Origin of the sequence: Bacillus sp. AR2-1 (assembly GCF_008368755.1) — a bacterium.
Taxonomy (GTDB): Bacteria; Bacillota; Bacilli; order Bacillales; family Bacillaceae_G; genus Bacillus_A; species Bacillus_A wiedmannii.
Genome location: NZ_QORY01000004.1, coordinates 1 through 26,999, shown reverse-complemented (window position 1 = coordinate 26,999; position 26,999 = coordinate 1). Strand labels below are relative to the sequence as shown.

The 26,999-nt window shown below is 32.4% G+C and carries 21 protein-coding genes and 1 pseudogene; 13 read left to right on the top strand and 9 right to left on the bottom strand.

All coding sequences use genetic code 11. The features are described 5' to 3' along the window. Positions 1 to 147 precede the first annotated feature (147 nt). Positions 148 to 546, top strand: a complete 399-nt coding sequence (locus DT250_RS04000; RefSeq protein WP_029443199.1) for a BlaI/MecI/CopY family transcriptional regulator — start codon at positions 148 to 150, stop codon at positions 544 to 546. Positions 547 to 557: 11 nt separating this feature from the next. Further along, a complete protein-coding gene (locus tag DT250_RS03995; protein WP_149212593.1) occupies positions 558 to 2,081 on the top strand; it encodes a M56 family metallopeptidase in 1,524 nt (507 codons plus the stop codon). Positions 2,082 to 3,350: 1,269 nt separating this feature from the next. On the opposite strand, the gene DT250_RS03990 is transcribed toward DT250_RS03995, so the two are convergent. From DT250_RS03990 to DT250_RS03950, 8 genes are all read right to left on the bottom strand, one after another. Continuing rightward, complete coding sequence (locus DT250_RS03990; RefSeq protein WP_149212592.1) at positions 3,351 to 4,766, bottom strand: phosphatidylinositol-specific phospholipase C; 1,416 nt, start codon at positions 4,764 to 4,766, stop codon at positions 3,351 to 3,353. Positions 4,767 to 5,516: 750 nt separating this feature from the next. Then, entirely contained in the window at positions 5,517 to 6,080 is a 564-nt protein-coding gene (locus DT250_RS03985; protein ID WP_000726946.1) for a hypothetical protein, read from the bottom strand. Between the two features lie 1,169 nt (positions 6,081 to 7,249). After that, positions 7,250 to 7,897 (bottom strand): ABC-2 transporter permease, encoded by a 648-nt coding sequence (locus DT250_RS03980; protein WP_097853786.1) that lies wholly within the window; start codon positions 7,895 to 7,897, stop codon positions 7,250 to 7,252. Next, complete coding sequence (locus DT250_RS03975; RefSeq protein WP_097816109.1) at positions 7,887 to 8,753, bottom strand: ABC transporter ATP-binding protein; 867 nt, start codon at positions 8,751 to 8,753, stop codon at positions 7,887 to 7,889. Before DT250_RS03975 ends, DT250_RS03980 begins: the two co-directional genes overlap by 11 nt. Further along, positions 8,750 to 9,133, bottom strand: a complete 384-nt coding sequence (locus DT250_RS03970) for a GntR family transcriptional regulator (RefSeq protein WP_097816108.1) — start codon at positions 9,131 to 9,133, stop codon at positions 8,750 to 8,752. The genes DT250_RS03975 and DT250_RS03970 overlap by 4 nt, the downstream gene beginning before the upstream one ends. Before the next feature lie 717 nt (positions 9,134 to 9,850). Beyond that, positions 9,851 to 10,846, bottom strand: a complete 996-nt coding sequence (locus DT250_RS03960) for a DUF4046 domain-containing protein (protein WP_098639863.1) — start codon at positions 10,844 to 10,846, stop codon at positions 9,851 to 9,853. Between the two features lie 262 nt (positions 10,847 to 11,108). Next, the gene (locus DT250_RS03955) at positions 11,109 to 13,112 is read right to left on the bottom strand and encodes a fibronectin type III domain-containing protein (protein ID WP_149212591.1); all 2,004 of its coding nucleotides are present in this window, start codon (positions 13,110 to 13,112) and stop codon (positions 11,109 to 11,111) included. 1,032 nt (positions 13,113 to 14,144) lie between these two features. After that, complete coding sequence (locus tag DT250_RS03950; RefSeq protein ID WP_097889968.1) at positions 14,145 to 15,254, bottom strand: glycerol dehydrogenase; 1,110 nt, start codon at positions 15,252 to 15,254, stop codon at positions 14,145 to 14,147. 580 nt (positions 15,255 to 15,834) lie between these two features. Between DT250_RS03950 and DT250_RS03945 the strand changes: the two genes are divergently transcribed. From DT250_RS03945 to DT250_RS03895, 10 genes are all read left to right on the top strand, one after another. Next, on the top strand, positions 15,835 to 16,155 hold the full coding sequence (locus DT250_RS03945) for a sigma 54-interacting transcriptional regulator (protein WP_242318435.1): 321 nt from the start codon (positions 15,835 to 15,837) through the stop codon (positions 16,153 to 16,155). Between the two features lie 85 nt (positions 16,156 to 16,240). Beyond that, on the top strand, positions 16,241 to 17,239 hold the full coding sequence (gene dhaK, locus DT250_RS03940; RefSeq protein WP_149212590.1) for a dihydroxyacetone kinase subunit DhaK: 999 nt from the start codon (positions 16,241 to 16,243) through the stop codon (positions 17,237 to 17,239). Between the two features lie 10 nt (positions 17,240 to 17,249). Next, entirely contained in the window at positions 17,250 to 17,903 is a 654-nt protein-coding gene (gene dhaL, locus DT250_RS03935; RefSeq protein ID WP_149212589.1) for a dihydroxyacetone kinase subunit DhaL, read from the top strand. Between the two features lie 371 nt (positions 17,904 to 18,274). Further along, positions 18,275 to 18,526 (top strand): HPr family phosphocarrier protein, encoded by a 252-nt coding sequence (locus tag DT250_RS03925; protein WP_001217720.1) that lies wholly within the window; start codon positions 18,275 to 18,277, stop codon positions 18,524 to 18,526. Between the two features lie 17 nt (positions 18,527 to 18,543). Continuing rightward, positions 18,544 to 19,248 carry an MIP/aquaporin family protein gene (locus tag DT250_RS03920; protein WP_000074461.1) on the top strand — a complete coding sequence of 235 codons (705 nt, stop codon included), beginning with the start codon at positions 18,544 to 18,546 and terminating at the stop codon, positions 19,246 to 19,248. 1,203 nt (positions 19,249 to 20,451) lie between these two features. Then, complete coding sequence (locus tag DT250_RS03915) at positions 20,452 to 21,438, top strand: mannose/fructose/sorbose PTS transporter subunit IIA (RefSeq protein ID WP_149212588.1); 987 nt, start codon at positions 20,452 to 20,454, stop codon at positions 21,436 to 21,438. A gap of 35 nt (positions 21,439 to 21,473) precedes the next feature. Further along, the gene (locus DT250_RS03910; RefSeq protein WP_097820711.1) at positions 21,474 to 22,274 is read left to right on the top strand and encodes a PTS mannose/fructose/sorbose transporter subunit IIC; all 801 of its coding nucleotides are present in this window, start codon (positions 21,474 to 21,476) and stop codon (positions 22,272 to 22,274) included. 21 nt (positions 22,275 to 22,295) lie between these two features. Then, a complete protein-coding gene (locus tag DT250_RS03905) occupies positions 22,296 to 23,207 on the top strand; it encodes a PTS system mannose/fructose/sorbose family transporter subunit IID (protein WP_000818327.1) in 912 nt (303 codons plus the stop codon). 198 nt (positions 23,208 to 23,405) lie between these two features. After that, on the top strand, positions 23,406 to 23,783 hold the full coding sequence (locus DT250_RS03900) for a DUF956 family protein (RefSeq protein ID WP_009327551.1): 378 nt from the start codon (positions 23,406 to 23,408) through the stop codon (positions 23,781 to 23,783). A gap of 399 nt (positions 23,784 to 24,182) precedes the next feature. Continuing rightward, positions 24,183 to 25,796, top strand: a complete 1,614-nt coding sequence (locus tag DT250_RS03895; RefSeq protein WP_149212587.1) for an S-layer homology domain-containing protein — start codon at positions 24,183 to 24,185, stop codon at positions 25,794 to 25,796. A 320-nt stretch (positions 25,797 to 26,116) separates the two neighbouring features. Here the strand turns inward: DT250_RS03895 and DT250_RS03890 are convergent. Then, positions 26,117 to 26,260: pseudogene (locus DT250_RS03890) on the bottom strand (IS3 family transposase); the annotation flags it as partial. Between the two features lie 194 nt (positions 26,261 to 26,454). Here DT250_RS03890 and DT250_RS03885 point away from each other — a divergent pair. Continuing rightward, a complete protein-coding gene (locus DT250_RS03885; RefSeq protein WP_000648344.1) occupies positions 26,455 to 26,733 on the top strand; it encodes an AbrB/MazE/SpoVT family DNA-binding domain-containing protein in 279 nt (92 codons plus the stop codon). Positions 26,734 to 26,999: the final 266 nt, after the last annotated feature.

The window sequence follows — 26,999 nt, the reverse complement described above, 5'->3', positions numbered from 1 at the left end:
ACATTTGTAGTCTAGATTTGTTTAATAATAAACCTATTTTAAGTAATTTATTCCAATGTTAAAATAGGGGTTGCGAATTTAAGATTACAAATGTAGTATCGACATTAGGATTACGATTGTAATCGAAGGAAGGAGGAAATTGGAAACGTGAAAAAAATACCTAAGATATCTGAAGCTGAGTTAGAAGTAATGAAAGTCCTTTGGTCAAAATCTCCACAAACGGCTAATGAAATAATTCAAGCTCTTGAAGGACAAATGGATTGGAATCCAAAAACGGTTAGAACATTAATTAATAGGCTAGTGAAAAAACAAGTGATTTTTTCTCAGCAGAAAATAGGAAGAACGTATATGTATGGCCCTTTGATCTCACAAGATGATTATTTACAAGTAGAAACAAAATCTTTTATTAAACGTTTTTATGGTGCTGCTTTAAAACCTTTACTTGTTAATTTTTTACAAGAAGAAAAGTTATCTTCAAAAGAGATCGATGAGCTCAAACGTATTCTAGATGATAAAAATAAAAATAATCAAAAGGAGGGAGAATAATTGTAATGGATATGTTAATACATACGTATCTCTCTACTCTTTTTGATTGGTTATTAGAAACTACTATTATGGCCAGTATATTGGTAGGTTTTATCTTATGTGTCAAAGTTCTACTAAGGAATCAACTAACAGCAAGATGGCATTACGCATTGTGGTTAATTCTGATTGTAAGATTAATTTTACCTTGGTCACCGGATAGTTCTTATAGCCTATACTCCATACTTTCACATGGATATGTAACTTCTACTTCTCTAATTCAGAAAGAAGCGAACGTTTCTGATTTAAAAGTGATGAATGAACCTGCAAAGTATGCTGTTAATTCGAATGATTCCAATAAATCATTGGTTGAATCGAGTTCCAAAGAAAAGGTTGCCAAACACATATCTATGTATGAAATCTGTTTATATGTATGGATATTAGGTGTTTTTTGTTTAGGGGCTTTAACACTAATTGCAAATAGACGTTTATATTTATACATACAAAAGCAACCAATTATAACAGATGAAAGAATTTTAAATATTTTCGAAGGTTGTAAAGAAACGATGTCTATAAAAGAGGATATTCCTGTGCAATTAGCCGGAAAGATTGCTAGTCCGACACTCCTTGGATTTAGAAAACCTAGAATATTATTATGTGAGCAGCATATACAACGATTAAATGATAATCAGCTACGGTTTATTTTCTATCATGAATTAGCTCATTTTAAACGTAAAGATGTTGGGGTTAATTGGCTTATGCATCATTTGCTTATACTAAATTGGTTTAATCCAATCCTTTGGTATGCCTATTATTCAATGCGCGAAGATCAAGAAATTGCATGTGATGCATTGGCTCTTACCTTTATTGATTCGGAAGAAAAAATCGAATATGGGCATACAATTATTACATTATTAGAACACTATTCAAATTATTATCAAATGCCTAGTTTAGCAAATCTAAGTAAAAATAAAAAAGCATTAAAAAGGAGAATTGTTATGATTAAAAAATTCAATAAAAAATCGTATCGTTGGTCAGCTTTAGGATTGACAGCTGTATTAGGTATATCTGCTTTTTCTTTAATGAATGCAAGTGCTGAGGAGCTTAAGAATGAATCACAGGCCACAAAAAATAAAATTGAACAAGCCGCTAAACCAGAAGAAATGAATAATCTTGAAAAAAGTAAGGCGGAAGAAGTCGCAAAACAATCAGAAATGGACAAGCTTGAAAAGAGTAAGGCAGAAGAAGCCGCAAAACAATCAGAGATGGACAAGCTTGAGCAAAGTAAAAAGAACACAGAGATTTCTGAAGCAGCAGTACTTAAACTTACCGAGAAACAAAAGCAATATCTTAAATCTAAAGGTCTTCCATTGAAGCAAACTTCTAAAGAATCTGAAGTTACGGGGCGTATGTTAGTTTCTCTAGTGAAACCTGTTGATAATGGAGATGGAACAGGATTTCAGCCAGACCATGTTGGAGAAGTTGATATAATTCACGCAGATGAATATCAAAACAAATATGGTAAAGAAGATTATGTAGCATTTGCTGCATGGGAATAAGTCTAGTTATATTACCAACAATCTAAGATGAATTTATGCTTATAATTAATAGAAAGCGTCATTCTTTTTATAGAAATCTATAGGAAGGATGGCGTTTTTATTTAAAAATGAGTTTCATTTGTTTGCTAAAAAATGTCGGTGAGATATATTTATCCATCAAGAATTATTTGGCAAGCGTATCAAAATATTAATTCTGTAGGCAAAAGTTCATAGAACACCAAAACTTGGCTTGATGGGCGTAGTAAGGCAGGTTCTATTTGCATTTGTTAGATACCTCATAGAAATTTATACTAAAAGGATGTTTTTCTGTACCTAATTGTGTTTGTTGATAATTGGAAGTAAAATGTTGTCATACATGCTTTTACAGTTATAATCCGTGGTGATGAGCTTAGCCTTTAATTGTGTTGTAAGCAGTTATTAAACCTTAATCAACTATTATTTTCAATTGAATACTAAGTAATAAAATATTATGGAAATTGGTTAAAGAGTGGATTTTAAATGCCTTTTCTATTGTACCTTTTTGTTTTTTGATGAAAAGAAGCGAGCTTGATATAATCAATAAAATTAACCGAGTGTGCTTGCAAATAAGAATAGTATGATAGCAATTGATAAAAACAGGTATATTATATAAATTGTCAGCAACATATATCATCCCTTTCTATTGATATATGTAGCATACAAACATAATCTGTAGTATGTATGGAGTTTATGGGTAGTTATTGAAATTATTATTATAACAGTCTTTTAGTTGTGAGAAAGAATAGGAGAATCAACCATTACTTATTAATTTTACATCGTTATTTTTGGAAAACAGAATGTGTTTTACTGTCAGTTTTCCTATGTTATAAGTAAATTATATATACAGAAAGGTGATATGATTATGTACTGATATGAAAGTAACGGGGAACGAGATTAAGAAAAGTGACATGAATCAATTACCGAAATGGAATGAAATTTTAGTTATAGTACTTTTACTTTTAAGGCAGTCAGTGGTTTATTAGTTTTTATTTCGACTATTTTTATAAAATAAAAGCATTTTTATCTTAATATGAATTGTTTCCAAAAATAAAAAAGAATCTAGTGGCATTTCTAGATTCTTTTTTATTATATTATTTTATAATCCTAAAGATATGTAACATATATTTTTTTTCAAGTTCGCTGGATTCTTTGTTGCCTTTAATATAGCATATTTGGAGAGATTGTTCTTTTGATACATAAGGTAATTGAACTGCTTAAGCTGACTGAGAGATAAAGTAACCTTTCAAAAAATTAATTGGTGATAGCATATATTTTTACTGTAAATTGCTGATTTGCACCATTTGGATTTGCGATATAGTATTTAAAATTTGTATCTGCTGCAGTCCTGGACTCATTTGAAATATTGCTCCAACTAACACGATCTAGACCCAGAGAAACATCAACCATAATATTGAAAGAGATACTGTCAGAAGTCTCTCCCTGGGTAGGTTCAATAATCCATTTTAAACCCATTGTCCCTGGGGGTAAATTATTTATACTAAAGTTTTGGCTGGATCGGTTTTTTTCTCCAGGCAATGGCTTAGGGTCAGAAGAAATTTGGGAGATTAATATTTCTTTTTCATTAACGTTTATCCCATTTAATTTAATGATACTATCTATTAAACCTGGCCCTGGAAAATCAGCTGCAATGATACCAGCATGTTTGATCCCACCTTGTAGTATGAAATCTGTCCCCATTGTATTCATTCCACCATAAAATACTTGACCATTTGTATCACGAGGGAAGTCTTTCCATGCATTTGTTGAGTTTTTTTGAATTAACTGTAGTTTACTACCAGTATCTCGATTTTCCTTTCCACTTGCAACAAACCAGGGATAATAATTATTCCATAATGCTGTAGCGCCACCCGTACCACTAAAATGGTTGAGATAGATATGACTATTGTTAGAGTCTTTATTTGCCTTTAGAAGGTGGTTTTTTACTGCATTCCATTTTTCATATATTCCATCCGGTCCTGTGCTAACTTCAAAATTATCTTGGATATTTAATGATTCATAATTAATACCGTATTCTTGAGATGCTGGGAAGTTTTGTAGTATTACAATTTTTCCGCGGATATCTCCTAACTTAGGGTTATTTCTTTCTGAAAATGGAATAGAATTAGGTTCCCAAAAGTAGGACGCATTACGGTCTTTATAACTTTTAAATATCTCCTCAAATGACTGTGAGCCGTTCTCTGGATCAGTTTCCTCTTTTAAGCGCATTAAAATTGTTTCATGAGGGTTTTCCCTTAAAAATTGGATTGTTTCTTTTAATACATCTTCAAACATAGCTTTTTGATTTACAATACCATGCTGCATGGCAAAAGAATTTTTCACACGTTTCACACGCATATCTACATAACGTATCCCTGCATTGAATTGCTGAGACAGGGGCATTGTTTGATTTCTTGTCAAATTCTCATCAATAAAACTTGCTCCATGTAAAGCCATTGAACCATGAGTACCTGGAATAGATAATTCGCTTATTCTTTTTGTATCTTCTAACTTTGACATCCATGTTGGATTTCGATAACCTAAATCAGGCTCATAGGAATAACCTGGGTGTCTATCAGCAAATACTATTGAAGTTGTACATAAACTCGCTAGTGTAAAACAAGTAAGAATCCCGAATTTTAAGTGTTTTTTAATCTTTATTTTTTTCATTATATCGCTCCTGATTTTAAATAGATTAGTCTTATACAATAATTTAGGAACTTTCATCATATTAATAAAGTCTAGTACAGAAATAATAGAGTTTATTAATTGAAAAATTTTATTTGTATAAATAGGGCCAAATTTTCAATAGGTACCAAAAGGTTTATAAAGTTAAAAAGAAAGTAAGGCAAATAAGATAATATATTAGCTATCATATGAGTTACTATTGTCATTTACCTTAAAATATTGTGTTAGCTTTAAAATTTAGAGAGGGATATTCTCATTTAGATTTACTCAAAAGCCATCGTGCACTGGGAACATAAGTTTAGAAATGTAATCATACAGGGGGGAAGGTCAAGATAATCATGTGCAAGTTTAGTAAAATAAAATAATTCACATGTAAAATGATGAAAAAGTATATTATCATACTTCATGTGCTTTATCAGACATACAATTTAAATCTACTTTATACAAAGAAAACAGAAGTCTTAAACTAGACGTCTGTTTTCCAAAATACAATGAATTACTGAAATTAGTAAGATCTACATGATTCTTAATTTTAATTAACATAGATTTTTATTTGTTAAGAAATTATGTGGCAAAATTATATGCATTCCATATCTGAGATCAAAAGACTTTTGGGGAGAGTCTCACTCGTATTACTGCATTAAAGTTAGAAATAGACTTGTTACATATAATATCATTTTAGAAAAATTTACGAATAATACTTCTCTGTAAGCCTAAATAATACCTACAAGCTTATTTTTCATTAAAGCTTAAACTAACTGCAGTAGCAATAGATTGTCCTGCATGTTCCCAACTTCCATCGATAACTTTTCCAAGCTGCTGACCGAGTGAATTTAAATCATTTGGATTAACAGGAATTCCGTTATATGCAGCAAGAATTGATAAAAGTGGAGCTACAATTGGTGTCCAGCCGCCTCTATCAATATGAAATTCGAATCCCGTTACCTCACCATCTTTTTTTGTGAATTTATAGTAAAGTTGATCATCTGGACGGAAGCTTAAATGATGAGAGATTTGTCCGTATACATCTTTACCAGCTGCACCTCGATCCACAACTTCAATTTCTTTTACATTAAATTCATGCTCAAATACTTTTATTTTTTTTACTTCGGGACCATTTAATGCAGCTTGAACAGCCGTTTCTAGATTATTTTGTGCAAACGGTTGAATACTAACTTGTGATTCCTGTTGTTGGATAGGAGCAACTGTCTCAGCAGCAAATACTGATGTTGTAGGTAATGCACCTGTAGCTAATGTTGCAGCCAGAGCAGTTGCTGTAATGATTTTCTTTTTCATAATTTTACTTCCTCCTTTTTAATGTAAGATAATAAACTATAAATTACTGACAGATAAATTATTTCTATACATAGATAGAAAAACATTATTGTGGGTAATGGAAGTTAGACTGACAGATAATTTATATGATAATAGTATCAATATGTGTTTGATTTCTCAATTTTCAGTCAATGTATTCAATATTAACCAATTTTAAGTAAGTTTTAGAGGGTAAATCTCTAATAGCAATCTAGAAACATGGCAATATTAGAGTGGAAATGAAATGATAATCATAAAATATTCAATTAATATCAAAAAAATATAAAAAATTTCACATATATTTTTAGATTATTTGATTTTATTGTAATGTACAGAATTATAAATGTTTATGTAAGTTAAAAATGAAGAATATTAAGGTGATGGTTAAAATTAACGAAATGTTCAAGGTTTCAATCTCAAAATATGAATATTAGTTATATAATCATTTTAAGGGGATAATTCACCCCTTCCTCTAATGTTGTTGTTTACAAGTCTATAGTTCCAATGTGTTGAAGCTACGATAAAAAGAACTTGTAATTATATATTACAAGTTCTTTTTGTTTTGATTTTTTTGAAAGAAACCTTAACTAGTTATGTTTTTCATATTTTATCAAGAGAACGGTAGAATTCTATCAGAAGTATATGTACATTATCGTAAAATAAATAGTAATTTGTATATAAACTAAGTGATTCTTAATCGTATTCTAATAACAGAAGGAAAGACCAACTAAAAATATAGTTGGTCTTTCCTTTAAGTTGGTGTAAAAACAAATAAATAAAAGATAGGTGAGAATTAATGCTGCTAAGCAGTATTGATTCTGAATTAACTATAACACACTTCCTAAGAAGTAGTTGTGTCGGTTGATTGAACATTCATCCTTCCTTTTTTATCAAATAAGTATCTAAGATACATCACTTAATTGACAAGGGATGCATTTTAATCGAGACATAGATCAATGCTCAAAATTTAGAAAGTAAATAACGAAATGTTCGAAGTGACAGAAACCTGCTAACATCGATGTATTTACCAGCTTTCTTAGTAGGCTTTGTCAGTAGTTCCTACACTGAGAACTGAAGTATCTTGTGCGTTGACGTAACTTCGATAAGTATGGGGCGATAAAACATATTTTTTAAAATGCCCCTTAAACTAATTATAAATCTTTTTTTGCATATATCTTCAGTGAAATTATCATTGATATAATACTAATAACTATTGAAATGAGACAAGGCATCCATGCCATGATAATTGATGGGAATGGAAGAGGGAGTGTGAAATTCAGATGGCTCAACTGAATTTCTTTTATAAGAGTAGGAGCTACAAAAGGTGTCAAAAAGACAACAATAAAAGAAATCATTCTTGTTTTATCAAAACCAAATTTAAATTGGAAAGGGAGTAGTATTCCAAACAAAATACTAACAACTAAGAATGTTATTCCGAGAGCGTTTATACTAAGATTCTCGATACCAGATGGTATAATAATTGAAGTTATCATTCGAATAATTGAGGCACAAAGAAAAACTACCAATAGAAAGAGATATTTTGCTTTTACAAAGGCACTTCTAGTATATGGTGTTGCACAAAGTAGTGTTGCTCCTTTGTATTGGTCTTCGAACTTGGATATTGTACCAAACAAAATATGTTCCATAAAAACTACTGTTAAAAGAAAACCAATAAGCCCACCATCGTTAAGTTTTAATTGAGTAGAAAGATAGATTGGTGCAATGGCTGCAAAAACGAGTAAAATAGAAAAATATTTTTTGACTAACATTATGTCTTTTACAACAAGATTAATAAGCATATGTATTTCCTCCAATATAAGAAAGCATTATATCTTCTATAGTTGGTCTTTCCATCAAAACACCAGGCATAAGCCGGCAAACATCATCTATTTTATGAGTAATCCCTTCAAATCCATATTTAGTTTGACTCAAATTCAAAAAGAGTTTTTCTGTTTGATTATTAATCAATTGATTATCACCTTTTACTAATGCATGTGTTTCCACTAGTGCATCTTTTTCTTCATCAATTAATATTTGACCATCATCTATTAAAATAATCATATCTGCTATTTTATCTAGATCTGAGGTAATATGAGTAGAAAAAAAGACACTCTTTCCTGGTTCTTTCATAAAATCTAGAAGTATGTCTATTAGTTCACTTCGAACCAATGGATCAAGTCCACTTGTGGGTTCATCCATTATTAATAAATCTGCGTGGTGGGATAAAGCTAGAGCAACTGCAAATTTCATTCGCATTCCTTTGGAGAGGGTAGAAATTTTTTGTCCTAGATTTAAATTAAATCGTTTAATATACTTTAAAAAAACTTGCTCATCCCATCCAGTATAGGAAGGGGCGATTACATTCTTCATTTCTTTTAATGTTAATTCATCGTAAAAGTACCCTTCGTCTAACACGACACCAATTTTATTTTTGGATTTTCGTTCATGTTTATCTATATCCTTTTCTAAAAAATTAATTTTACCCGAATCTTTGAGTACGAGCCCGAGGATAGCTTTAATAGTAGTAGTTTTCCCAGAACCATTAGTACCAATAAAACCAGTTATACAGTCCTGGTTAAGTGAAAATGTCACGTCTTTTAATGAAAAATTCTCATAAGCTTTGTTTAGATTCTTCACTTCTAACACTGCATTCATTCTTCATTTTCCTCCTTTAAGATTAAATCTAACATCGAATAGAGTTCCTTATTATGGATTCCAATACTTCGAGCCATTTTGCACACTTCTGTCAATTTTACTTCAACCATATGACGCTTAGATTCCATTAATAATTCCAAGTTTGTAGATGCTACATAAGTACCTTTTCCAACCCTGGTAACGATAAAACCTTCGGATTCTAGTTCCGCATAAACTCTTTTTGTGGTTAACATACTTACATGTAAATCATTAGCCAATACACGGATTGATGGTAATTGTTCACCTTCCGTTAATTCATTATTAAATATAGAATCTTTAATTTGTTCCTTTATTTGTTGATATAAAGGTTGATTTGATGCATTATTTAAAATAATTTTCATTTAAATACCTCTCCATCGACAAGTGTGACTGTCTATGATGCACACCATACACACCATACACAGTTAAGATTATAAGTTATTGAAAATGGTTTAACAAGTTATCTTGTTATAAAGTTCACAAAATTTTCATTTTAGGAAAATCTATAACGAAATCCTCATATAAATTTCTTACTTTTTTTATTAATATAATGCTAAAATCTTAAGTTTTAGATACTGGGGTAGAGGACCTTAAATGGTGGAATTATATTAATGACTTGTGAGACATATGAAAAGGAGTAATAAATATGTAAAAATGGGGGTTAAGGATAGATAAAAACAAGCTATTGCTTCATTGCTGAAGTTGATAGCTTGTTTATCAAGTTCATCTATAAAATTTTGTTTTTTTGCTATTTTTTAAAATAATACTAGTGAATATTCCAAGAATGAAAGGAATTGAGAAATAGAGATAAGAAAATTGATGTGTAAAATAAAAGAGAAGAAATAAGATAACTATTGCTAGTAGCCTAATCACTTTAAAAATAAATAGAATTTTGTTTGCTTGCATAAATATCCTCCTCTAAAACCTTAAATTCATTTTTAAAACAATAGCATTTTTTACTGTTTTTATATTGTTATTAGTTGATCTAATTATTCATTAAATATTTCTCTCATCAATAAAATATAGTTTGCTGTTTATCAAGTTAAGCTTTCATTTTAATTAAGTTATGTCTAATAATATTAAGGTTTATTTATATATCCTCTGAATGAACTTTTTAAATATTTATTTGGATATAAATCATTAATCATTGCGTATGGGCTTCCATTCCAGTATCTTACTACAGGTGTCCATAGTCTATGACTTTTAAGCCATTGCATTGTGTATTGCTGTAATAATTGATTATCTGTCAGCTTCTCTTTTTCCTCAATTGTCCACTGTAAGGCATCTAGCGCTTTTTCTCTCGTCCAAAAACCATTTGGTGTCATTTTAAATTCCCATTCTTTAAATTGATTTGGATATAAATCATTAATCATTGCATATGGACTATCATTCCAATATAATTGACAGGCTCCGCTCAATCCTGATTGAACTAACCATTTATTGTCGTATATATTCTTCAATTGATCCAGATTTAATTTTTCTTTTTCTTCAATTGTCCATTTTAGTGCTTGTAATGTTTTTTCTTTCGTCCAAAACTTATTAGGAGCCTTCTTAAATTCCCATTCTTTAAATCGATTTGGATATAAATCATTAATCATCGCATACGGGCTTCCATTCCAAATCACCCTTAAAGGTGCACTTAGTCGATGTTTAATTAACCATTTTTGCCCATAAATTTGCAAGAGTTTTTGTGGTGGTAATTTTTCCTCTTCTTCAATTAACCATTTTAATAATTTTAAGGCCTTTTCTTTTGTCCAAAAATTTAATGGTGTCATTCTAAATTCCCATTCTTTAAATTGATTCGGATATAAATCATTAATCATTGCATATGGACTATTATCATATTTGTGCTTCAATACACCCCGTAATCGATACTTTGCAATCAATTTGTTATTCCAATTCTGTTTTATCTCTTCTTCATTCCAACTCAAAATTTTTGTTACTAAATACTTTGTTACTCTTCTGGCCATTTGATTATTTCTATCTAATTTCCAAGTATTTGGTGGAAATCTATTTCTTTTTCCATCTAATATCTCTTGATAGATGTCCTCTATAGTATTTATGTTTGTCTGCATCTTATAACCTTCTTTTAATTGTATATATAGTTAAGCAGATTTAAATGTTAGGACTTTCGTCCGAACTATTAAAAATGTAAACTTTGTCTTAACTTAGAAAATATGATGCTTAATCAAATCATAGTAATGTAAAATAAGAATTACCTATAGAAAATATATAGTCTAGGGCAAATGAAAGAATAGATTTGTAAAATATAAATTTCAATTCATAAAAGACATCAATCTGAAAAGAAAGATGTCTTTTATTTAATAGTATTACGGTTTATTTAATTACTTTCCATAAAGCTAATGAGAAAATCCAATTTGGATCACCGTATCCTTGATAACTTTGAACTGCTTCATAAATTTTACCTTGATGTTCTACTCTATCTCCTTTTTTATATGCAGCATACGAATCCCATGCCTTATACTCAGAAGAGGGGGTATCTTTTGTTGTGATTTTGATTTCATTACTCGCAACTGAAACTTTTCCTTGAGTATCTATAGCTTTTACCATATAGCTATATTCAGTACTAGCCAGTAAATTTTCATCTGTATAGTAAGTTGAAGGACTTGTAGCTATTTTCGTACCGTTACGATAAATCTCATACTCTTTTATACCAACATTACTTATGGATTCTTCCCATATTAAATGAACACTGTTTGTAGTAGTTTCTGATGCTTGTAATCCTGTTGGAGCTGTTGGAGCTGTTTGTTCTGGATTCCCTTCCTTTGTTGTAACTGAAACTTCATTGCTACTTTTTGACTTATTTCCTGCAGCATCAGCAGCTATAATTGTAAAATTATATTTTGTATTGGCTTGTAACCCCGCATCTTCATAACGTGTTGTTTTTGTTGTTCCTACTTTTTTTCCATCACGATAAACTTCATATTCTTTTACACCAATGTTATCTGTGGAAGCTTCCCACTGTAGCTCAACAGTTGTTGCTGTTTGATTAACTGAACGTAGATTAGAAGGAGCTGTTGGAGCTATTATGTCAATTTCAGTATTACTATTAAAAGCAGAAAATAGTTTAGAGAAGGCACCATCTTCTACATCGGGTAATCCGGAAGCATCTCCAGTTGCCTGACCAATTTGCCAACTTTCAGTAGCTTTTTTATCACGATACACTGACCACATACTAATTTCCCCAATACCTTTTTCTTTGGCAAATTGGAACAATTCTTTTGCATTATTTAATGTGAAAGTTTCATTTTGAGTATCGTTTTTTCCGATCATAGGTGTAACAGCAATCATTTTCCAAATGTCAGAATCTTTAATAGTATCTTTATATAAATTAGTTAACTGTCCATGCAAGCTATTAATAGCATCTATTGCAGCTTGTCCCATTTGTTGGTTTTGTTGTCCGTAATCCATAGTCATAATATTAATAGAATTTAAATCTACATCATGTTTTATAGCGCTTTGAATCACATTTATCCCATCATTAGTTAGGCCATAGGGCATTACTGGTAAGGTATAACCAATTTTTACATCTTTACCTTCAGCTTTTAATTCCTTTTGTAATAACGCAATTGCTTTTGATCTTCTTTCAATAGATTCAGGGTGAGCGACTAAGACTCCTTCAATATCAAAATCCATGTGTGTTAAATGTAATGTGTTAATTACACTTTTATAAGCATCTTTTAATTTATTTACATCTGTAATAGCTGCGGCAAGATCTGCACCTAATCCAGGGATATTACCAGCATTTGCTCCACCAAAAGATACTTTAACATCTCCACCTATTTTTCTAATTTGTTTAATTTGATCATCTAAGTTACCATCTCCAATAGGGGTATGACTTCCTCCCCATACTGGATTTCCATTTTTATCAGCCACTATAAACGAAAGCGTGAAGAAACTAGTATTTGTTTCTTGGGCATATTTTAATAGATTTTGAGGATTCATTCCGTTATCTACATATGGTGCAAAAACATGGGTTGGCCAAGTTATACCTTCACCAAATAAATCATTTGGATCGCTATTGTCGGGTATATATTCTGAACCAGTATATAATTCCCATCCGCTAAATTGTTGGGTAGGTAAGGTACCTGCATTTACCCAATATAAAGAATGATAAACCTTACCTTCATATGTAACATAAGATTCGCCTGGATAATCTTTGTTTTTATTCCAAAATGGTGCTACTTGTTGTTGAGATTTGGTTATATTTTCTTGCGCATACGCAAGCGGTTGGCTAATGGCTTGGGATGTAGGAATTATCATAGTTAATGCAACAGCTGTTTTTGCTAGAGTACGAAATGGATGTTTTTTTATAATCATAATAATATCTCCTCACTTCTAATTTATAATTTTTAAAAAATTATATTTGGCAACATAAAAATCCTTTTAAAATATATTCTGAGGAATTATTGCCGTAACCTCCGATACTGATATAAAAATATGAATGTCTTTGATATTTTTAGTTAATGCTAATTTTTATATGTGATGATTACCCTCATTTAGTAGGATAACAACTTACAAAAAATGAAACAAATTAGAGGGAAATGTAATGATATTCATTCAAAAATAGTATATTTCTTCTCATAAACTACAGGAAATCCAATTAAAATGTATATATATATACTATTTTTGTAAGGTGAGAATTAATAGTGAGCTAAAAGTAATAGAAATGTACACAAAAGTGTCAATTCTAATAATCTAGTTAGCTAAAAAATTGTTATCTTAAGTAGAAGACTAACTACGATTTTGACTGAATCTAAACAATATGTTGTATTTTTTAGTAATAAAATGAGATTATTCTTTCTAGATCTTCTAAAACTGTCTTAATTTAGCTAAATAGGTAAACTGGAAACAGCATAAATTAAGTCTATTACTTCTCCTACATTTTTTATTAGTTATATCTTTTTAGTATTCTCATAAAAACTATAGGGAGTTTGAAAAATTGACACATAGGCTTTTTGTTTTTATATGTTAAGATGGTGTTGCTAACCTATTGTTTATAATAAAAACAGCTTATTTTATTATCAAAAGTATAGGACTAGAAAAAACCTCATAAAGAGGTTTTTTCTTATTTCTATATTTATCTTTGGTGTAAAAATTCAGTTGCAAAATTAATTTTGAAATAATGCTATGTTTTGTTTAAATATTTTGTGCTTTTATGTGTTGGATGAAGTCTTCAGATTATTTCATGATACGTATAAATTTTAATGTTTATTTAGTTTTTATTATATTGTATTGTTATTTTGCTAAATGCTTAAAGGACATATACAAAATTTCATGATGTGTAATATACATTTAATTAAATTTTAAAAATACTTTTAATTAAAGTTTATTAATTTTTGTATTGTAATTTTAAATTGATTTTTTTAATTTATACTCAGTAGCATAAGCATCAGCAGCAATAATTGCATCAAAAACCATTTCTGGTGAAATTTCAAATGGCATATTATGTATAGTTTCACCATCTTGACAGGCAGCTTCTGCAACTTTCATCAATTCTTCTTTACTTGCATCACCTAAGTTCAAATCTTCAAGTGTAGTTGGTAAGCCAAGCTTGATACAGAAATCAATGTAGTTATATAGTTCTTCAGTTGTCCAAGATTCCAATGCCATTTGTACTAATGTGCCAAAGGCAACCTTTTCTCCATGCATCAAATCATGAGTCTTATCGTGTAAAACAGTAAAACCATTATGGATGGCATGAGCTGCAGCTAACCCCACACTTTCAAATCCAAGGCCACTAAGCAAGGTGTTTGCCTCTATTACGGCTTCAACTGCTGGAGTAACAGTTTTTTGTTTAACTGCTAAAAGCGCAGCTTCTCCATATTCAAATAAGGTATCCCAGCAGAGTTCTGCAATTTTAGCAGCCGCTAAGGTAGATAGTCCACCAGCCATAGCGGGTTTTCGTGATTCTAAATTTGCTCTAGCCTCAATCCATGTAGCCATTCCGTCTCCAATCCCAGCAGCTAAAAATCTGGATGGAGCTTGTGCAATGACTTGGGAATCTACTAAAATAATATCCGGATTTTTTAAATAAAATTTGTATTTCTCAAATACTCCATCATCAGAGTAAATAACAGAAAGAGAACTGGTTGGTGCATCTGTTGAGGCAATAGTGGGAACGCTTACAACTTTGGCCGAAAGAATTTCTCCTACCGCTTTTGCTGTGTCTACTGATTTACCACCACCAATACCAATGATTACATCAGCACCAAATTCTTTTCCTATTTTCTCAATTCTTGCAATTTCATTTTCAGAACTTTCACCATTAAAACCGACTTTTTCAAAGCTTAGATTTTGTTTATGAAAGCTTTCCATAACTTTTTCACCAACAAGATGCCAAACACATTCATCTACAATAACTAATAAATTGGTTCCTAGAGGTTTTACGTACTCTCCAATTTTTTTAATTACATTTCTTCCCTGAATATATTTTTGCGGGCTAATTAGGATACGTTCCATGATAATCACTCCTTGATTTTTTGTAAGTAAGCTGAAAATCTAGCCTTGAATCTAATGTTATCAAAATTCTGAGTACAGAATTATGAATATTTTATGTATATTTTTCGTCTGTTATATGACGGATTAAAAGATAGTGTTATGATTATCAAAAATCAAATACTATTTCTTAAGAAAGGTGAAATGGGAAAATTAGTATTAAAAACCTATATTATCAGGTTTTGTATAAAAAATCTTATTATGTAATAGTTAGAGTTTTAATAATGAAAATAAAAATACATAAAATTCACTGGTTTAATTTTATGTATTTTTATGCATGTATTATTATGAAATAGGTTCTTATGATACAAAGGATTGAAATTAATATTCATACTAAAAATGGTCCACATGCTCGAGCCGTAGCTACACTTATAGCAAAATTGAGCGGAATACTTTTAACGATGAATCTATTCATGAAACACAATCATTATTAGACCAATTGACTCTTGAAAAGAAAAGAATAAAGTATTTAGAATGTGAATTGTCGAAATATAAAAAACTAAACAACTCTTTTCCAGACATTATTATTTATAGTGACACTTTAATGAAGACGCTCTTTGTTGCGAATGAAGTGGCAGAATTAGATTCTACGATTCTTATTACTGGAGAGAGTGAAACAGGAAAAGAACTTATTGGTAAAGGTATCCATAAAGCTGTTTTCAGAAAGGATAAGTCGTTTATTCTAGTAAATTGTGCGGCTATCCCCCCTAATTTAATTGAAAGTGAGCTATTTGAGCATGAAAAAGGAGTATTCACTGGAGCACTTCACATGAGGAAAGGGAAATTTGAGCAAGCAAACATTGGAAGAATCTTTTTAGATGAAATTGGAGGCTTAAAGCTAAATGTCCAAGTGAAATCATTATAGGTTTTTATAATAAAAGGGAATTGTAGGAGGGAATAAAATTAAATGTTAGGGTACTAGCGGCGACTAATGGAAAGGAATAGATGCCATGAAAAAATTTATTAATAATCCAGAAAAAGTAGTTAGGGATATGATTGACGGAATGTTGTTTGCACATTCTGATAAACTACAAAATATGGCTGAAACAAATATAATTATTCGAGCTAATAGTCCATTTCCAGGAAAAGTGGCAATTGTCAGCGGAGGCGGGAGTGGTCATGAACCAGCGCATATAGGATTTGTTGGTAAAGGAATGCTTGATGCTGCTGTAATTGGCGAAATTTTTACTTCTCCTACACCAGACCAGATTTTTAAAGCAATTCAAAAGGTGGATACTGGAAGTGGGGTTTTGTTAATTGTAAAAAACTACTCAGGAGACATAATGAATTTTGAAATGGCTGCTGAAATGGCTGAAGCACAGGGAATTCCGATTGCTACAGTCATTGTTAATGATGATATTGCTATTGATAATAGTTCACACACTATGAGAAGAAGAGGAATTTCTGGAACAATATTTGTACATAAAATAGCTGGAGCAATGGCTGAGAAAGGGGCATCGCTTAAAGAAGTTGAAGATGTTGCAAATAAAGTAATTGCTAATATACGTAGTATGGGCATGGCATTAAAAACGTGTACTATACCTGGAGCTGGTACAGTTGGTTATAAAATTGGTGAAAATGAAGTAGAGGTTGGTATAGGTATCCACGGTGAACCTGGAACTCATCGTATTAGTATGATAACAGCTAATAAAATGGCTAAACTCCTTTTAGAGCATATTTTAAGTGATATGCAATTGAAGATTGGTGACAAAGTTGCAGTAATGGTAAACGGCTTAGGTGGAACGCCGTTAATGGAATTATATATTTTAAATAAAATGATTAACATAATATTAAACAAAATTGGTATCGATATCTGTAAAACATATGTTGGGGAATACATGACAGCGATTGATATGGCCGGTTTTTCTATTACTTTATTAAAACTAGATGAACAATTAACTGCTTTGCTTAATGATCCAGCAAATACGACTAACTGGCGTGTACAATAGGAGGGCCAACATGTATATTACACCAAGACATATCATCAATTGGATGCAACTTACTGCAAAACAACTTGAGTATCAAAAAAAAAATCTAACGCAACTTGATCAATTCATAGGTGATGGAGATCATGGTATTAATATGAATAGAGGGTTTAAAGAGGTTGAAAAAAAGATATCATATACAGCTTATGATGATATTGGAAATGTATTTCAGGATATTGGAATGATACTTATTTCAAAGGTTGGAGGTGCATCAGGGCCTTTATATGGAACAGCCTTTTTGAGGGCTGGCATTGTTTTGAAAGGGAAAAATAAAATTACAATCAATGAATTGGGGGTTGCTCTTCAAGAATCTGTAAATGGCATCTGTCTAAGAGGAAAAACTCAGATAGGAGATAAAACAATGCTTGATGTTTGGGATCCTGTTTTGAAGTATATCCAAAGAAATGGAGAAAAAATAAAACCTATTGGTCTTATCATTTTTGCAAGAGAACAAATGGAAAAAACTAAGCCATTATTAGCTAAAAAAGGACGTGCTTCTTTTCTAGGAGAAAGGTCTATTGGTCATTTAGATCCAGGAGCAGTCTCATCTTTTATTATCTTTGAAACTCTATGTTTATCTCTTATAGGTGAAAAAGAAATTGTTAATGAACTTAGGGAGCAATTGTGATGAGTAATGCAGGAATAGCTTTAGTTTCTTATGGTTATCTACTAGTTAAGAGATTTAAAAGCTTTACTCGTCCAATTAAGTTCCAGTGTTTTAATAGTTTCTGCAGGAGGAGTAGATAACGATGAAGTAGGTAGAAGCGTTAGATAAATTCAAGAGGCTATTTATAATGAATGAGTTGTAATTGTATTCCTAAATTTGGGAGGCGCTCTAATTAAGAGTGATTAAATCAAAATAGCAGATTCACCATTAATAGAGGGTCCTACGTAGCAATTGTTGAATTAGGGATTGGCAAAACATTAGAAAAAATATATAAGATTTAAGGCTGTACTTGAAGCGAAAACCATTATAAAAATATAAAAGGAGCTAATCTTATGAGAATCGAAAGAAAATTAATTGTAACTCGTAAGGATGGAATTCATGCAAAATCAGCAAGTGAAATTGTAGATGGCTTAAGGGATTATGATTGTTCGGTGCAGTTTATATTTAAAGATAAAAAAGTTAATGCAAAAAGTACTCTCCAACTAATTGATTTAGCAGTAAAAAGAGGAGCAGAAATACATGTAATTCTTGACGGGAAAGATGCTGATGATGCCCTTGTGTTTATACAATGGTTTTTGAAATAACAAAGGGGGTCATAAATATGTCTCCATTTATGGGGGAATTAATTGGAACCTTGGTTCTTATTTTATTAGGGAACGGCGTTGTAGCAGGTACTTTGCTGAAAAAATCCAAAGCACAAAATTCCGGATGGGTTGCAATTACTCTTGGCTGGGGATTAGCAGTTACATTCGCTATATATATAGTAGATAACATAAGTGGTGCGCATTTGAATCCTGCAGTTACAATTGCTTTTGCTTGTATAGGGTTATTTCCTTGGAGTGAAGTTCCTTCCTATATTGGTGCACAGTTGATGGGGGCATTTTTAGGTTCAATATTTGTCTGGCTCCAGTATTTTCCGCATTGGAAAGAAACTAAAAATCAAGAAATTATATTGTCGGTGTTTTCTACAAGCCCTGCAATAAAAAGTTGGCCGTCCAATTTGTTAAGTGAAATTATTGGCACTGCAGTATTTGTATTTTCAATTTTAGCTATGAGTCATAATAAAGTTACAGATGGACTACTTCCAATAATAATAGGAGCGTTAATAGTATCTATAGGTTTATCTCTTGGTGGAACAACTGGATTTGCTTTAAATCCAGCTCGAGATTTTGGCCCAAGACTAGCACATCAAATCTTACCAATATGTAATAAAGGCTCTTCGGATTGGGGATACGCATGGATTCCCATAATTGGTAGTACCATAGGAGGAATAATAGGAGCTATATGTTTTCAATTGATTTATTAAGCAATTAATATATTAAACTTCAATTAGAAATCAATTAGTTAACCACGTTTACTATCGATTATATAATGCAAAGGGGTATTTAAGTAAAAAATGTATGCTAAAAAAATCACTATATATTTCTTATAATGTGGAATTGTTTTATTCATAAAATGTTCAATTTATATCCATTGTGAAAAAATTCACAATGGATATAATGAATATATAACCGTTGTAGAGGGTGATAGTGGTTTTATTCTTTTGAGAACTGATAAACGAGCTGCTTTTATATTGTTATATTCATGTGTTTTTTTACAAATATTATTATTATTTGATACATACTCTCTTTAAAATTGAGCAAATATCCAATCTAACCAAGATCAAAAATACCAATGCCAAATATTCTTTTGCGACGAATCAACTCTTTTATCAAATTTCTGTCTCCAACTACAAACTGTTTTCTAGATAGCTATCTTTAGCAAACTTCTGACTCGTAAGAGGGGGTTATTGTTTTTTTGGTTTGTTATTTTGTATGCAGGCGATATAAATCATCTTATCAGATAGAACGGCAATGTTTTTAGTAAGTGGAATCGATTTCATTATACGAATAACAGTGCTTTTCTTTATTTGGGAAAAGGATAAATATGTATAGTCTGTCATTCAATTGAACTTTTGGTGAGTAACATATGTGTAATTAAAACTCACATGGTATTTTTATCATTCGAAAGAACTTTAAATTGATTTCTGTCATGTTCGTTTACATTGATAATCATGTTTTTCGAGATAAACGCTTTCCTTATCAATGAGGCAATTCGCAAGTGGAGTTTTACTCCTATTTTGGTTTGACGCAACTCAGTCTATTTATAGTTGATTAGGTTTAGAGTAAGTGTATTTGAAACAACGATTTTCAACGGTATGTTCTTTCTATATTTTGAAAGCGTTTTCTTGTAGCGGGTTATTTTATAAGATTATGAACCTTTTACCTAAGAAATTATGTGTTTTAAGTAATGATTTGAAAAATGATGAATTGGAGATTCACAAACTCATTTTTAGTAGTAAACAAAATTTTATAAAAGAAGTGAGATTTAAATAGCCTAGGAGGTGGTTTTCTCAAGGATAGAAAAAGTTGGTTTTTAATAGTTAAAGATTGATGAAATGAAGAAGAAAAGTTGTGTTGGTTGCGTCAATTCAGAAAAAATTAGGATGAAATATTTAGGAGGTAGAGAGATGGTAGGGATTATCCTAGCAAGCCATGGCCAATTTGCTGAAGGCATTTTACAATCTGGCGCAATGATTTTTGGAGAGCAAGAGAATGTTAAGGCTGTTACCTTAATGCCAAACGAAGGGCCAGACGATTTGAGAGTAAAAATGGAAGCAGCAGTTGCATCTTTTGATAATCAAGATGAGGTATTATTTTTAGTCGATCTATGGGGCGGTACTCCATTCAATCAAGCTAATGGCTTGTATGAAGAACACAAAGACAATTGGGCAATCGTTGCTGGTTTGAACTTACCAATGGTGATTGAAGCTTATGCATCCCGTTTATCAATTACGTCTGCTCAAGAGATCGCAGCACATATCATTAAAACAGCGAAGGAAGGGGTCAGAATTAAACCTGAAGAGCTGGAACCCAAAGAAAATACTGATATCGCAGTTGCTAAAGATGGAAAAGCAAAAGGCAGACTTGCTCCCGGTACAGTAGTTGGTGATGGGAAAATAAAGTTCGTTTTAGTCCGTGTGGATTCTCGTTTATTGCATGGTCAGGTAGCGACTGCATGGACAAAGTCTACACAACCAAATCGTATTATCGTAGTTTCAGATGCAGTGTCTAAAGACGATCTTCGTAAAAAATTAATCGAACAGGCGGCACCACCAGGGGTTAAGGCCAATGTTATTCCAATCAGCAAAATGATTGAAGTTGAAAAAGATCCCCGTTTTGGTAATACTAATGCACTGGTATTATTTGAAAACCCACTAGATGTCCTAAGGGTTATAGAGGGTGGTGTGGATATTAAAGAAGTTAACGTTGGTTCTATGGCCCATTCGACTGGAAAGGTTGTTGTTAATAAGGTGCTTTCTATGGGAAGAGAAGATGTTGAAGCTTTCGAGAAAATGCAAGCAAAAGGCATTCATTTTGACGTACGTAAAGTGCCTAATGATTCTCGTGCAAACATGGATGACATTCTAAAAAAAGCGAAGATTGAATTAGCATAGTGACACAGTAAATTTAAATGAAATGGGGGATTATAATGTCTACTATAGAAATAATTTTAGTGTTACTAATTGCATTTCTAGCCGGTATGGAAGGAATATTAGATGAATTTCAATTCCACCAACCACTAGTGGCATGTACATTAATTGGTTTAGTAACAGGCAATCTGGAGGCTGGTATTGTTCTTGGCGGTACACTTCAAATGATTGCACTTGGATGGGCAAATATTGGAGCAGCCGTAGCACCAGATGCTGCATTGGCATCGGTTGCATCAGCAATCATTTTAGTATTAGGCGGACAAGGTGTTAGCGGTGTTGCATCAGCAATTGCAGTAGCGGTACCACTTGCAGTAGCAGGACTTTTCTTAACAATGATTGTTCGTACACTTGCTGTTCCTATCGTACACATGATGGATACGGCAGCTGAAGAAGGAAATATAAAAAAAATTGAAGTGTTACACATTGCTGCGGTGTGTTTACAAGGTATCCGAATTGCGATTCCTGCTGGAGCACTTTTATTTATCCCTGCACAAAGCGTTCAAGGATTCTTGGAATCAATGCCTGCATGGTTAACTGATGGAATGGCTATAGGTGGGGGAATGGTTGTTGCTGTTGGTTATGCATTAGTTATTAATATGATGGCAACAAAAGAAGTATGGCCATTCTTCATTATTGGTTTCGTAATAGCAGCAATTTCTCAATTAACACTTATTGCTCTTGGTGCATTGGGTGTGGCTTTAGCTCTTATTTATTTGAGCCTTTCTAAAATGGGTGGTTCTTCAAATGGTGGTGGAGGTAACTCTGGTGACCCGCTTGACGATATCTTAAACGATTATTAATTCAGGAGGAGGAGAAGACAAATGGCAGAAAAAATTCAATTAACAAAAAGAGATCGTTTAGCCGTTGCATGGCGATCTACATTTATTCAGGGTTCTTGGAACTACGAACGTATGCAGAATGGTGGTTGGGCCTTCTCGATGATTCCAGCGATTAAAAAGTTATATAAATCAAAAGAAGATCGAAAAGCAGCATTAAAACGTCACTTGGAATTTTTCAATACACATCCTTATATTGCTTCACCAATTCTAGGAGTTACATTAGCACTTGAAGAAGAACGTGCTAATGGTGCAGAAGTTGATGATGTGGCAATTCAGGGGGTTAAAGTTGGAATGATGGGTCCTTTAGCCGGTGTTGGTGATCCGGTATTCTGGTTTACTTTACGTCCAATGTTAGGTGCTTTGGGAGCATCATTAGCAATGGGGGGGAATATCCTTGGGCCAATCCTTTTCTTCTTAGCTTGGAATCTGGTCCGTTGGGGATTTATGTGGTATACACAAGAATTTGGTTATAAAGCCGGTTCTAAAATCACTGATGATCTTTCAGGTGGATTATTACAAGATATTACAAAAGGTGCATCAATCCTTGGTATGTTTGTACTTGCAGCCTTGGTGGAACGGTGGGTATCAATTAAATTCAAGCCAGTTGTATCTGAAGTTCAGTTAGATAAAGGTGCGTATGTTGAGTGGGACAAACTTCCTGGAAATGGTGAAGGGATTCGTCAATCTTTTGAACAAGTAAACTCAGGAATGGCACTGTCACCTACGAAAGTAACTACCTTGCAAGATAACTTAGATCAATTAATTCCTGGTTTAGCTGCATTGCTTCTGACATTCTTCTGCATGTGGTTGCTGAAGAAAAAAGTCAGCCCAATTGTTATTATTCTTTCATTATTCGTAGTTGGGGTAGTTGGTCACGTAATCGGACTTTTATAATTTAAGTTGCTCACGTTTTCAATTCTTAAAATTTATTATTTAGGAATTGTTGAGATTGAAGTATAGGTTAGTAGCCTGTGAATCGATAATAGTTCGTATACAAAAAGTGGCTGGGGATTATCGCTTCAGCCACTTTTTGTATTGACTTAATTGTTTGAAGTTACGAATTATAAATAGGATAAATGAAATGGAGTGGATATGATGGTTCAATCAATTAATACAAAGGTAGATTTAGTAATAGATGCTACCGCTTTTACGGGACTTACAGACTATGGGAAAATTATGATTGGTGATAAAGGGTTTGAATTTTATAATTCTCGTGATACGCGTAAATTTATTCAAATTCCATGGGAGGAAGTAGATTATGTTATAGCTTCTGTAATGTTTAAGGGTAAATGGATTCCACGTTATGCTATTGAAACCAAGAGAAATGGAATCTTCACCTTTTCTTCTAAGGAACCTAAGAAAGTTCTTCGGGCTATACGAGAATATGTAGATCCAGGTCATATGTCACAATCTCTAAGTTTCTATGATGTTATTAAACGTGGCCTTAAATCGCTAGGTAAAAAGAAATAATAAAATGAAAAGAAGGGGTGTATTTTTTATATAGGAGCTAACATGGTTTTGGTGTAAAAATAGATTAACTGATTATGCTTCTTTTTAGATTCATACTATCAGTATGTTCAAGATTAAGATATTAGCTGTAAGAGCCTTGGGATTTTTGCACCAGAACCGTTTTATACATTAAAGGTTATTTATGTTATTTAATTATATTTTTGCAATCGTGCTGTGTTATAATTCTGAAATACTGATATATCTAGTAGGACTTATAGATTTCGGTTTATCATATGAAATGAAAAATTAAGGCATTATCTTTGAGGTTCAGGCTATCATTATTCACACTATTATTCAGACTAAAAGAAGTACAAGGAGGAAGGTATATCTATTAAGATAGTAAGATATACCAAATTCAAAATGAATATTAAATTTAATAAAAAAGTAGTAGCATTCACGGCAGGATTAACGGTATTATCGTCACCATTGGTATCGTTTGCAGAGGAACAACAATCAGTAAACAATAAGCAATCTACAAGCCATCAAGTGCAAGATAACACAGACCAACTTCAAACAACAGATGAACAGGCTTTAAAAAGTATTGAAGCTAGTTTTGAAGAGGTAGACGGACGTGGTGGAGGTACTGTCGACAATAAGAAGGCAGATAGTCTTCAACGTTCAGAAGGTATTCATGAAGAAACAGGTACACTAACTGTTCCTAACAATTCAAACAGAACAAAACGTAGTCTGTCTCCCATATCACCTAGCACCTCTAGTACAATAAATGGTGTTCCATTCACTGAATGGATTGTTCCAGCAGGTAACGATAATATTCGTCCTCAAAACTACATGAATCCAAAGTACATTACAATTCATGAGACTGATAATACAAGTGTAGGAGCAGGTGCTAGAAACCACGCCCAATACCTATATAACCAAGCAGTAGGGAACATAGACCGAGCTGCATCGTGGCATTTTACAGTAGACGATAAAGAGATTTATCAACATCTACCATTAAACGAGAACGGATGGCACGCAGGAGACGGTGATGGTCCAGGTAATAGAGAATCTATTGCAATTGAAATCGCAGTTAACAGTGACGGAAACTACAGTAAAGCGGTAGATAACGCTAAGAAACTTGTAGCTTATTTAATGAAAGAAACTGGTGTACCGTTAAATAACATTGTAAAACACCAAAAATGGAGCGGTAAAATCTGTCCTGCTAACATGATTAATAATGGGCAATGGGATGTATTCGTAAATAGCGTTGAGGGGTATTATAATAATCTTTATCAACCAAAAGATGACATTACTGGAGGTTGGTATGAAGAAGCTATACGAGAGTTAAATAGAAGGGGTATTATGATAGGGGAAGGAAACGGAGTTTTCGCACCCAATAGAGCGATAACAAGAGCCGAATTTGCTCAATTAATCTCTAACTCTCTAAAACTGCCAGCTGGAGATGCTTCATTTAAAGACCTAAACGATGCAAATTCAACTTTACGAGATGGTATTAAACGTACTGCAAGTGCAGGTATCATTCAAGGTAGAGGAGATGGTTATTTTGACCCAAACACACCTATCACAAGAGAAGAATCAGCAATTATTGTAAACAAGGCTTTACAGTATAAAGGTATATGGGGACCAGTTGTAAACCTACCATTCGCAGACAAAGACCAAATTATTTATAAAGAAGACGTACAAAGACTGTATGGCCTAGGTATTGTAAGAGGTAAGGGTGACAATCAATACGACCCTAGAGGAACAACAACTCGTGGTGAAACAGCAACATTCATTTTAAATATGCTACAAGTAATTGAAAATGGTAGTGTTGAAAAGGTAATTGGAACGGCTCAAATTAATGGTATTGGGGTAAATGTTCGAAGCGGATCAGGTACAAACTATTCTATTGTTAGAAAGACAAGTAAAGGCGAAAAAGTTACAGTATATGAAGAAAAGAATGGCTGGCTAAGAATTGGAACAGGTCAGTGGATTTATTATGACTCTAGTTATATCGACTATAATAGATTATAAAAGACTAAATAGTTAAAAGAACAGATCATATTTGGATATATAACTTACTCTCAGGTTGTGAAGAAGGCTTTCTCCACAACCTGTTTTTGTGCCTAGCCCCCTCTTTACCTTCCAATACTGATAAAAAGAGGAAAAGGAAAGATTTATTATGATGCTGGCATCGGAAAATCATGGTGATTACCGTGTATACAATTAAAGGCTAATGTTTTTCTGATAATTAAGTAGAGGTCACCGTACATACCCATCCAGTTAACATTTTGAAATACTCCAAAACGAAAGAATGAGCTGTATTGTTACTAGCCATAACACCCATCGTGTTAATCATAAATAGCTTGTATCAGTTCTTTTACCTCCGCATTTGGATTAGGATGATTGAGCTGTTTCATCCAATAATAGTACGTACTACGAGTAATATTAACGAGTTGAAGTAACTCCTTGACAGGAAATTCATGCCTTAATCCATAAAAGAATAGTTATTTTACGCAGTATTGCGAAAAGAGGAAGAAGGACGTATTTCCTTTCAGCAAAGATTTAAAGAATTTCTGGTTATGATCGTTAGTTTTGGGATTATTATGTTTCTCATATATGGAGAAATCCTGTTACAATAGTAAAGAATAACTTGGGTACAAATTAATAATGAAATGGGGAAATATGCTGGATGAAAGCAACCGGAGTAACTAGAAAAGTGGATGAATTAGGGCGTATAGTAATTCCAAAGGAACTTAGAAATACGCTTGGGATTAAAGAAAAATCACCATTAGAAATTTTTGTAGAAGGGGAAGACATCATTTTACAGAAGTATCAGCCTGGTCATGTTTGTGCATTAACAGGAGAAGTGTCAAATCGTAACATAGCATTAGCAAAGGGTAAGATCTCATTAAGTCCAGAAGGTGCAGAACTATTAATAAAAGAAATAGAACAGTACCTTGTCAAATAAGTGCTCCTTTCAAGGGGCTTTTTTTTTATAGTTAAAATAATAATTTCACATACTGTAATACTTTAAAAAACTAAAACAATACAATAATAGTCTACATTTAATCTTGTGTAGACTTAATCAGCTAAATGGAGAATATATTGTATATATTTTGGATAGATTTCTTGCGAAATATGTACCTAGAGCAGTATTTCGATTTAAATGTGATACGATAGTGATATATTCGTTTTGCTAGTAAAAGGGGATGAGTGTCGATGAAAAACCACATA

Coding starts and splice junctions, on each gene's coding strand:
- dhaK (WP_149212590.1), top strand. CDS start 16,241: ATGAAAAAATTTATTAATAATCCAGAAAAAGTAGTTAGGGATATGATT.
- DT250_RS03950 (WP_097889968.1), bottom strand. CDS start 15,254: ATGGAACGTATCCTAATTAGCCCGCAAAAATATATTCAGGGAAGAAAT.
- DT250_RS03900 (WP_009327551.1), top strand. CDS start 23,406: ATGATGGTTCAATCAATTAATACAAAGGTAGATTTAGTAATAGATGCT.
- DT250_RS03915 (WP_149212588.1), top strand. CDS start 20,452: ATGGTAGGGATTATCCTAGCAAGCCATGGCCAATTTGCTGAAGGCATT.
- DT250_RS03995 (WP_149212593.1), top strand. CDS start 558: ATGTTAATACATACGTATCTCTCTACTCTTTTTGATTGGTTATTAGAA.
- DT250_RS03970 (WP_097816108.1), bottom strand. CDS start 9,133: ATGAAAATTATTTTAAATAATGCATCAAATCAACCTTTATATCAACAA.
- DT250_RS03985 (WP_000726946.1), bottom strand. CDS start 6,080: ATGAAAAAGAAAATCATTACAGCAACTGCTCTGGCTGCAACATTAGCT.
- DT250_RS03945 (WP_242318435.1), top strand. CDS start 15,835: ATGAAGACGCTCTTTGTTGCGAATGAAGTGGCAGAATTAGATTCTACG.
- DT250_RS03980 (WP_097853786.1), bottom strand. CDS start 7,897: ATGCTTATTAATCTTGTTGTAAAAGACATAATGTTAGTCAAAAAATAT.
- DT250_RS03955 (WP_149212591.1), bottom strand. CDS start 13,112: ATGATTATAAAAAAACATCCATTTCGTACTCTAGCAAAAACAGCTGTT.
- DT250_RS03925 (WP_001217720.1), top strand. CDS start 18,275: ATGAGAATCGAAAGAAAATTAATTGTAACTCGTAAGGATGGAATTCAT.
- DT250_RS03960 (WP_098639863.1), bottom strand. CDS start 10,846: ATGCAGACAAACATAAATACTATAGAGGACATCTATCAAGAGATATTA.
- DT250_RS03975 (WP_097816109.1), bottom strand. CDS start 8,753: ATGAATGCAGTGTTAGAAGTGAAGAATCTAAACAAAGCTTATGAGAAT.
- DT250_RS03905 (WP_000818327.1), top strand. CDS start 22,296: ATGGCAGAAAAAATTCAATTAACAAAAAGAGATCGTTTAGCCGTTGCA.
- DT250_RS03895 (WP_149212587.1), top strand. CDS start 24,183: ATGAATATTAAATTTAATAAAAAAGTAGTAGCATTCACGGCAGGATTA.
- DT250_RS03920 (WP_000074461.1), top strand. CDS start 18,544: ATGTCTCCATTTATGGGGGAATTAATTGGAACCTTGGTTCTTATTTTA.
- DT250_RS03990 (WP_149212592.1), bottom strand. CDS start 4,766: ATGAAAAAAATAAAGATTAAAAAACACTTAAAATTCGGGATTCTTACT.
- dhaL (WP_149212589.1), top strand. CDS start 17,250: ATGTATATTACACCAAGACATATCATCAATTGGATGCAACTTACTGCA.
- DT250_RS03910 (WP_097820711.1), top strand. CDS start 21,474: ATGTCTACTATAGAAATAATTTTAGTGTTACTAATTGCATTTCTAGCC.
- DT250_RS03885 (WP_000648344.1), top strand. CDS start 26,455: ATGAAAGCAACCGGAGTAACTAGAAAAGTGGATGAATTAGGGCGTATA.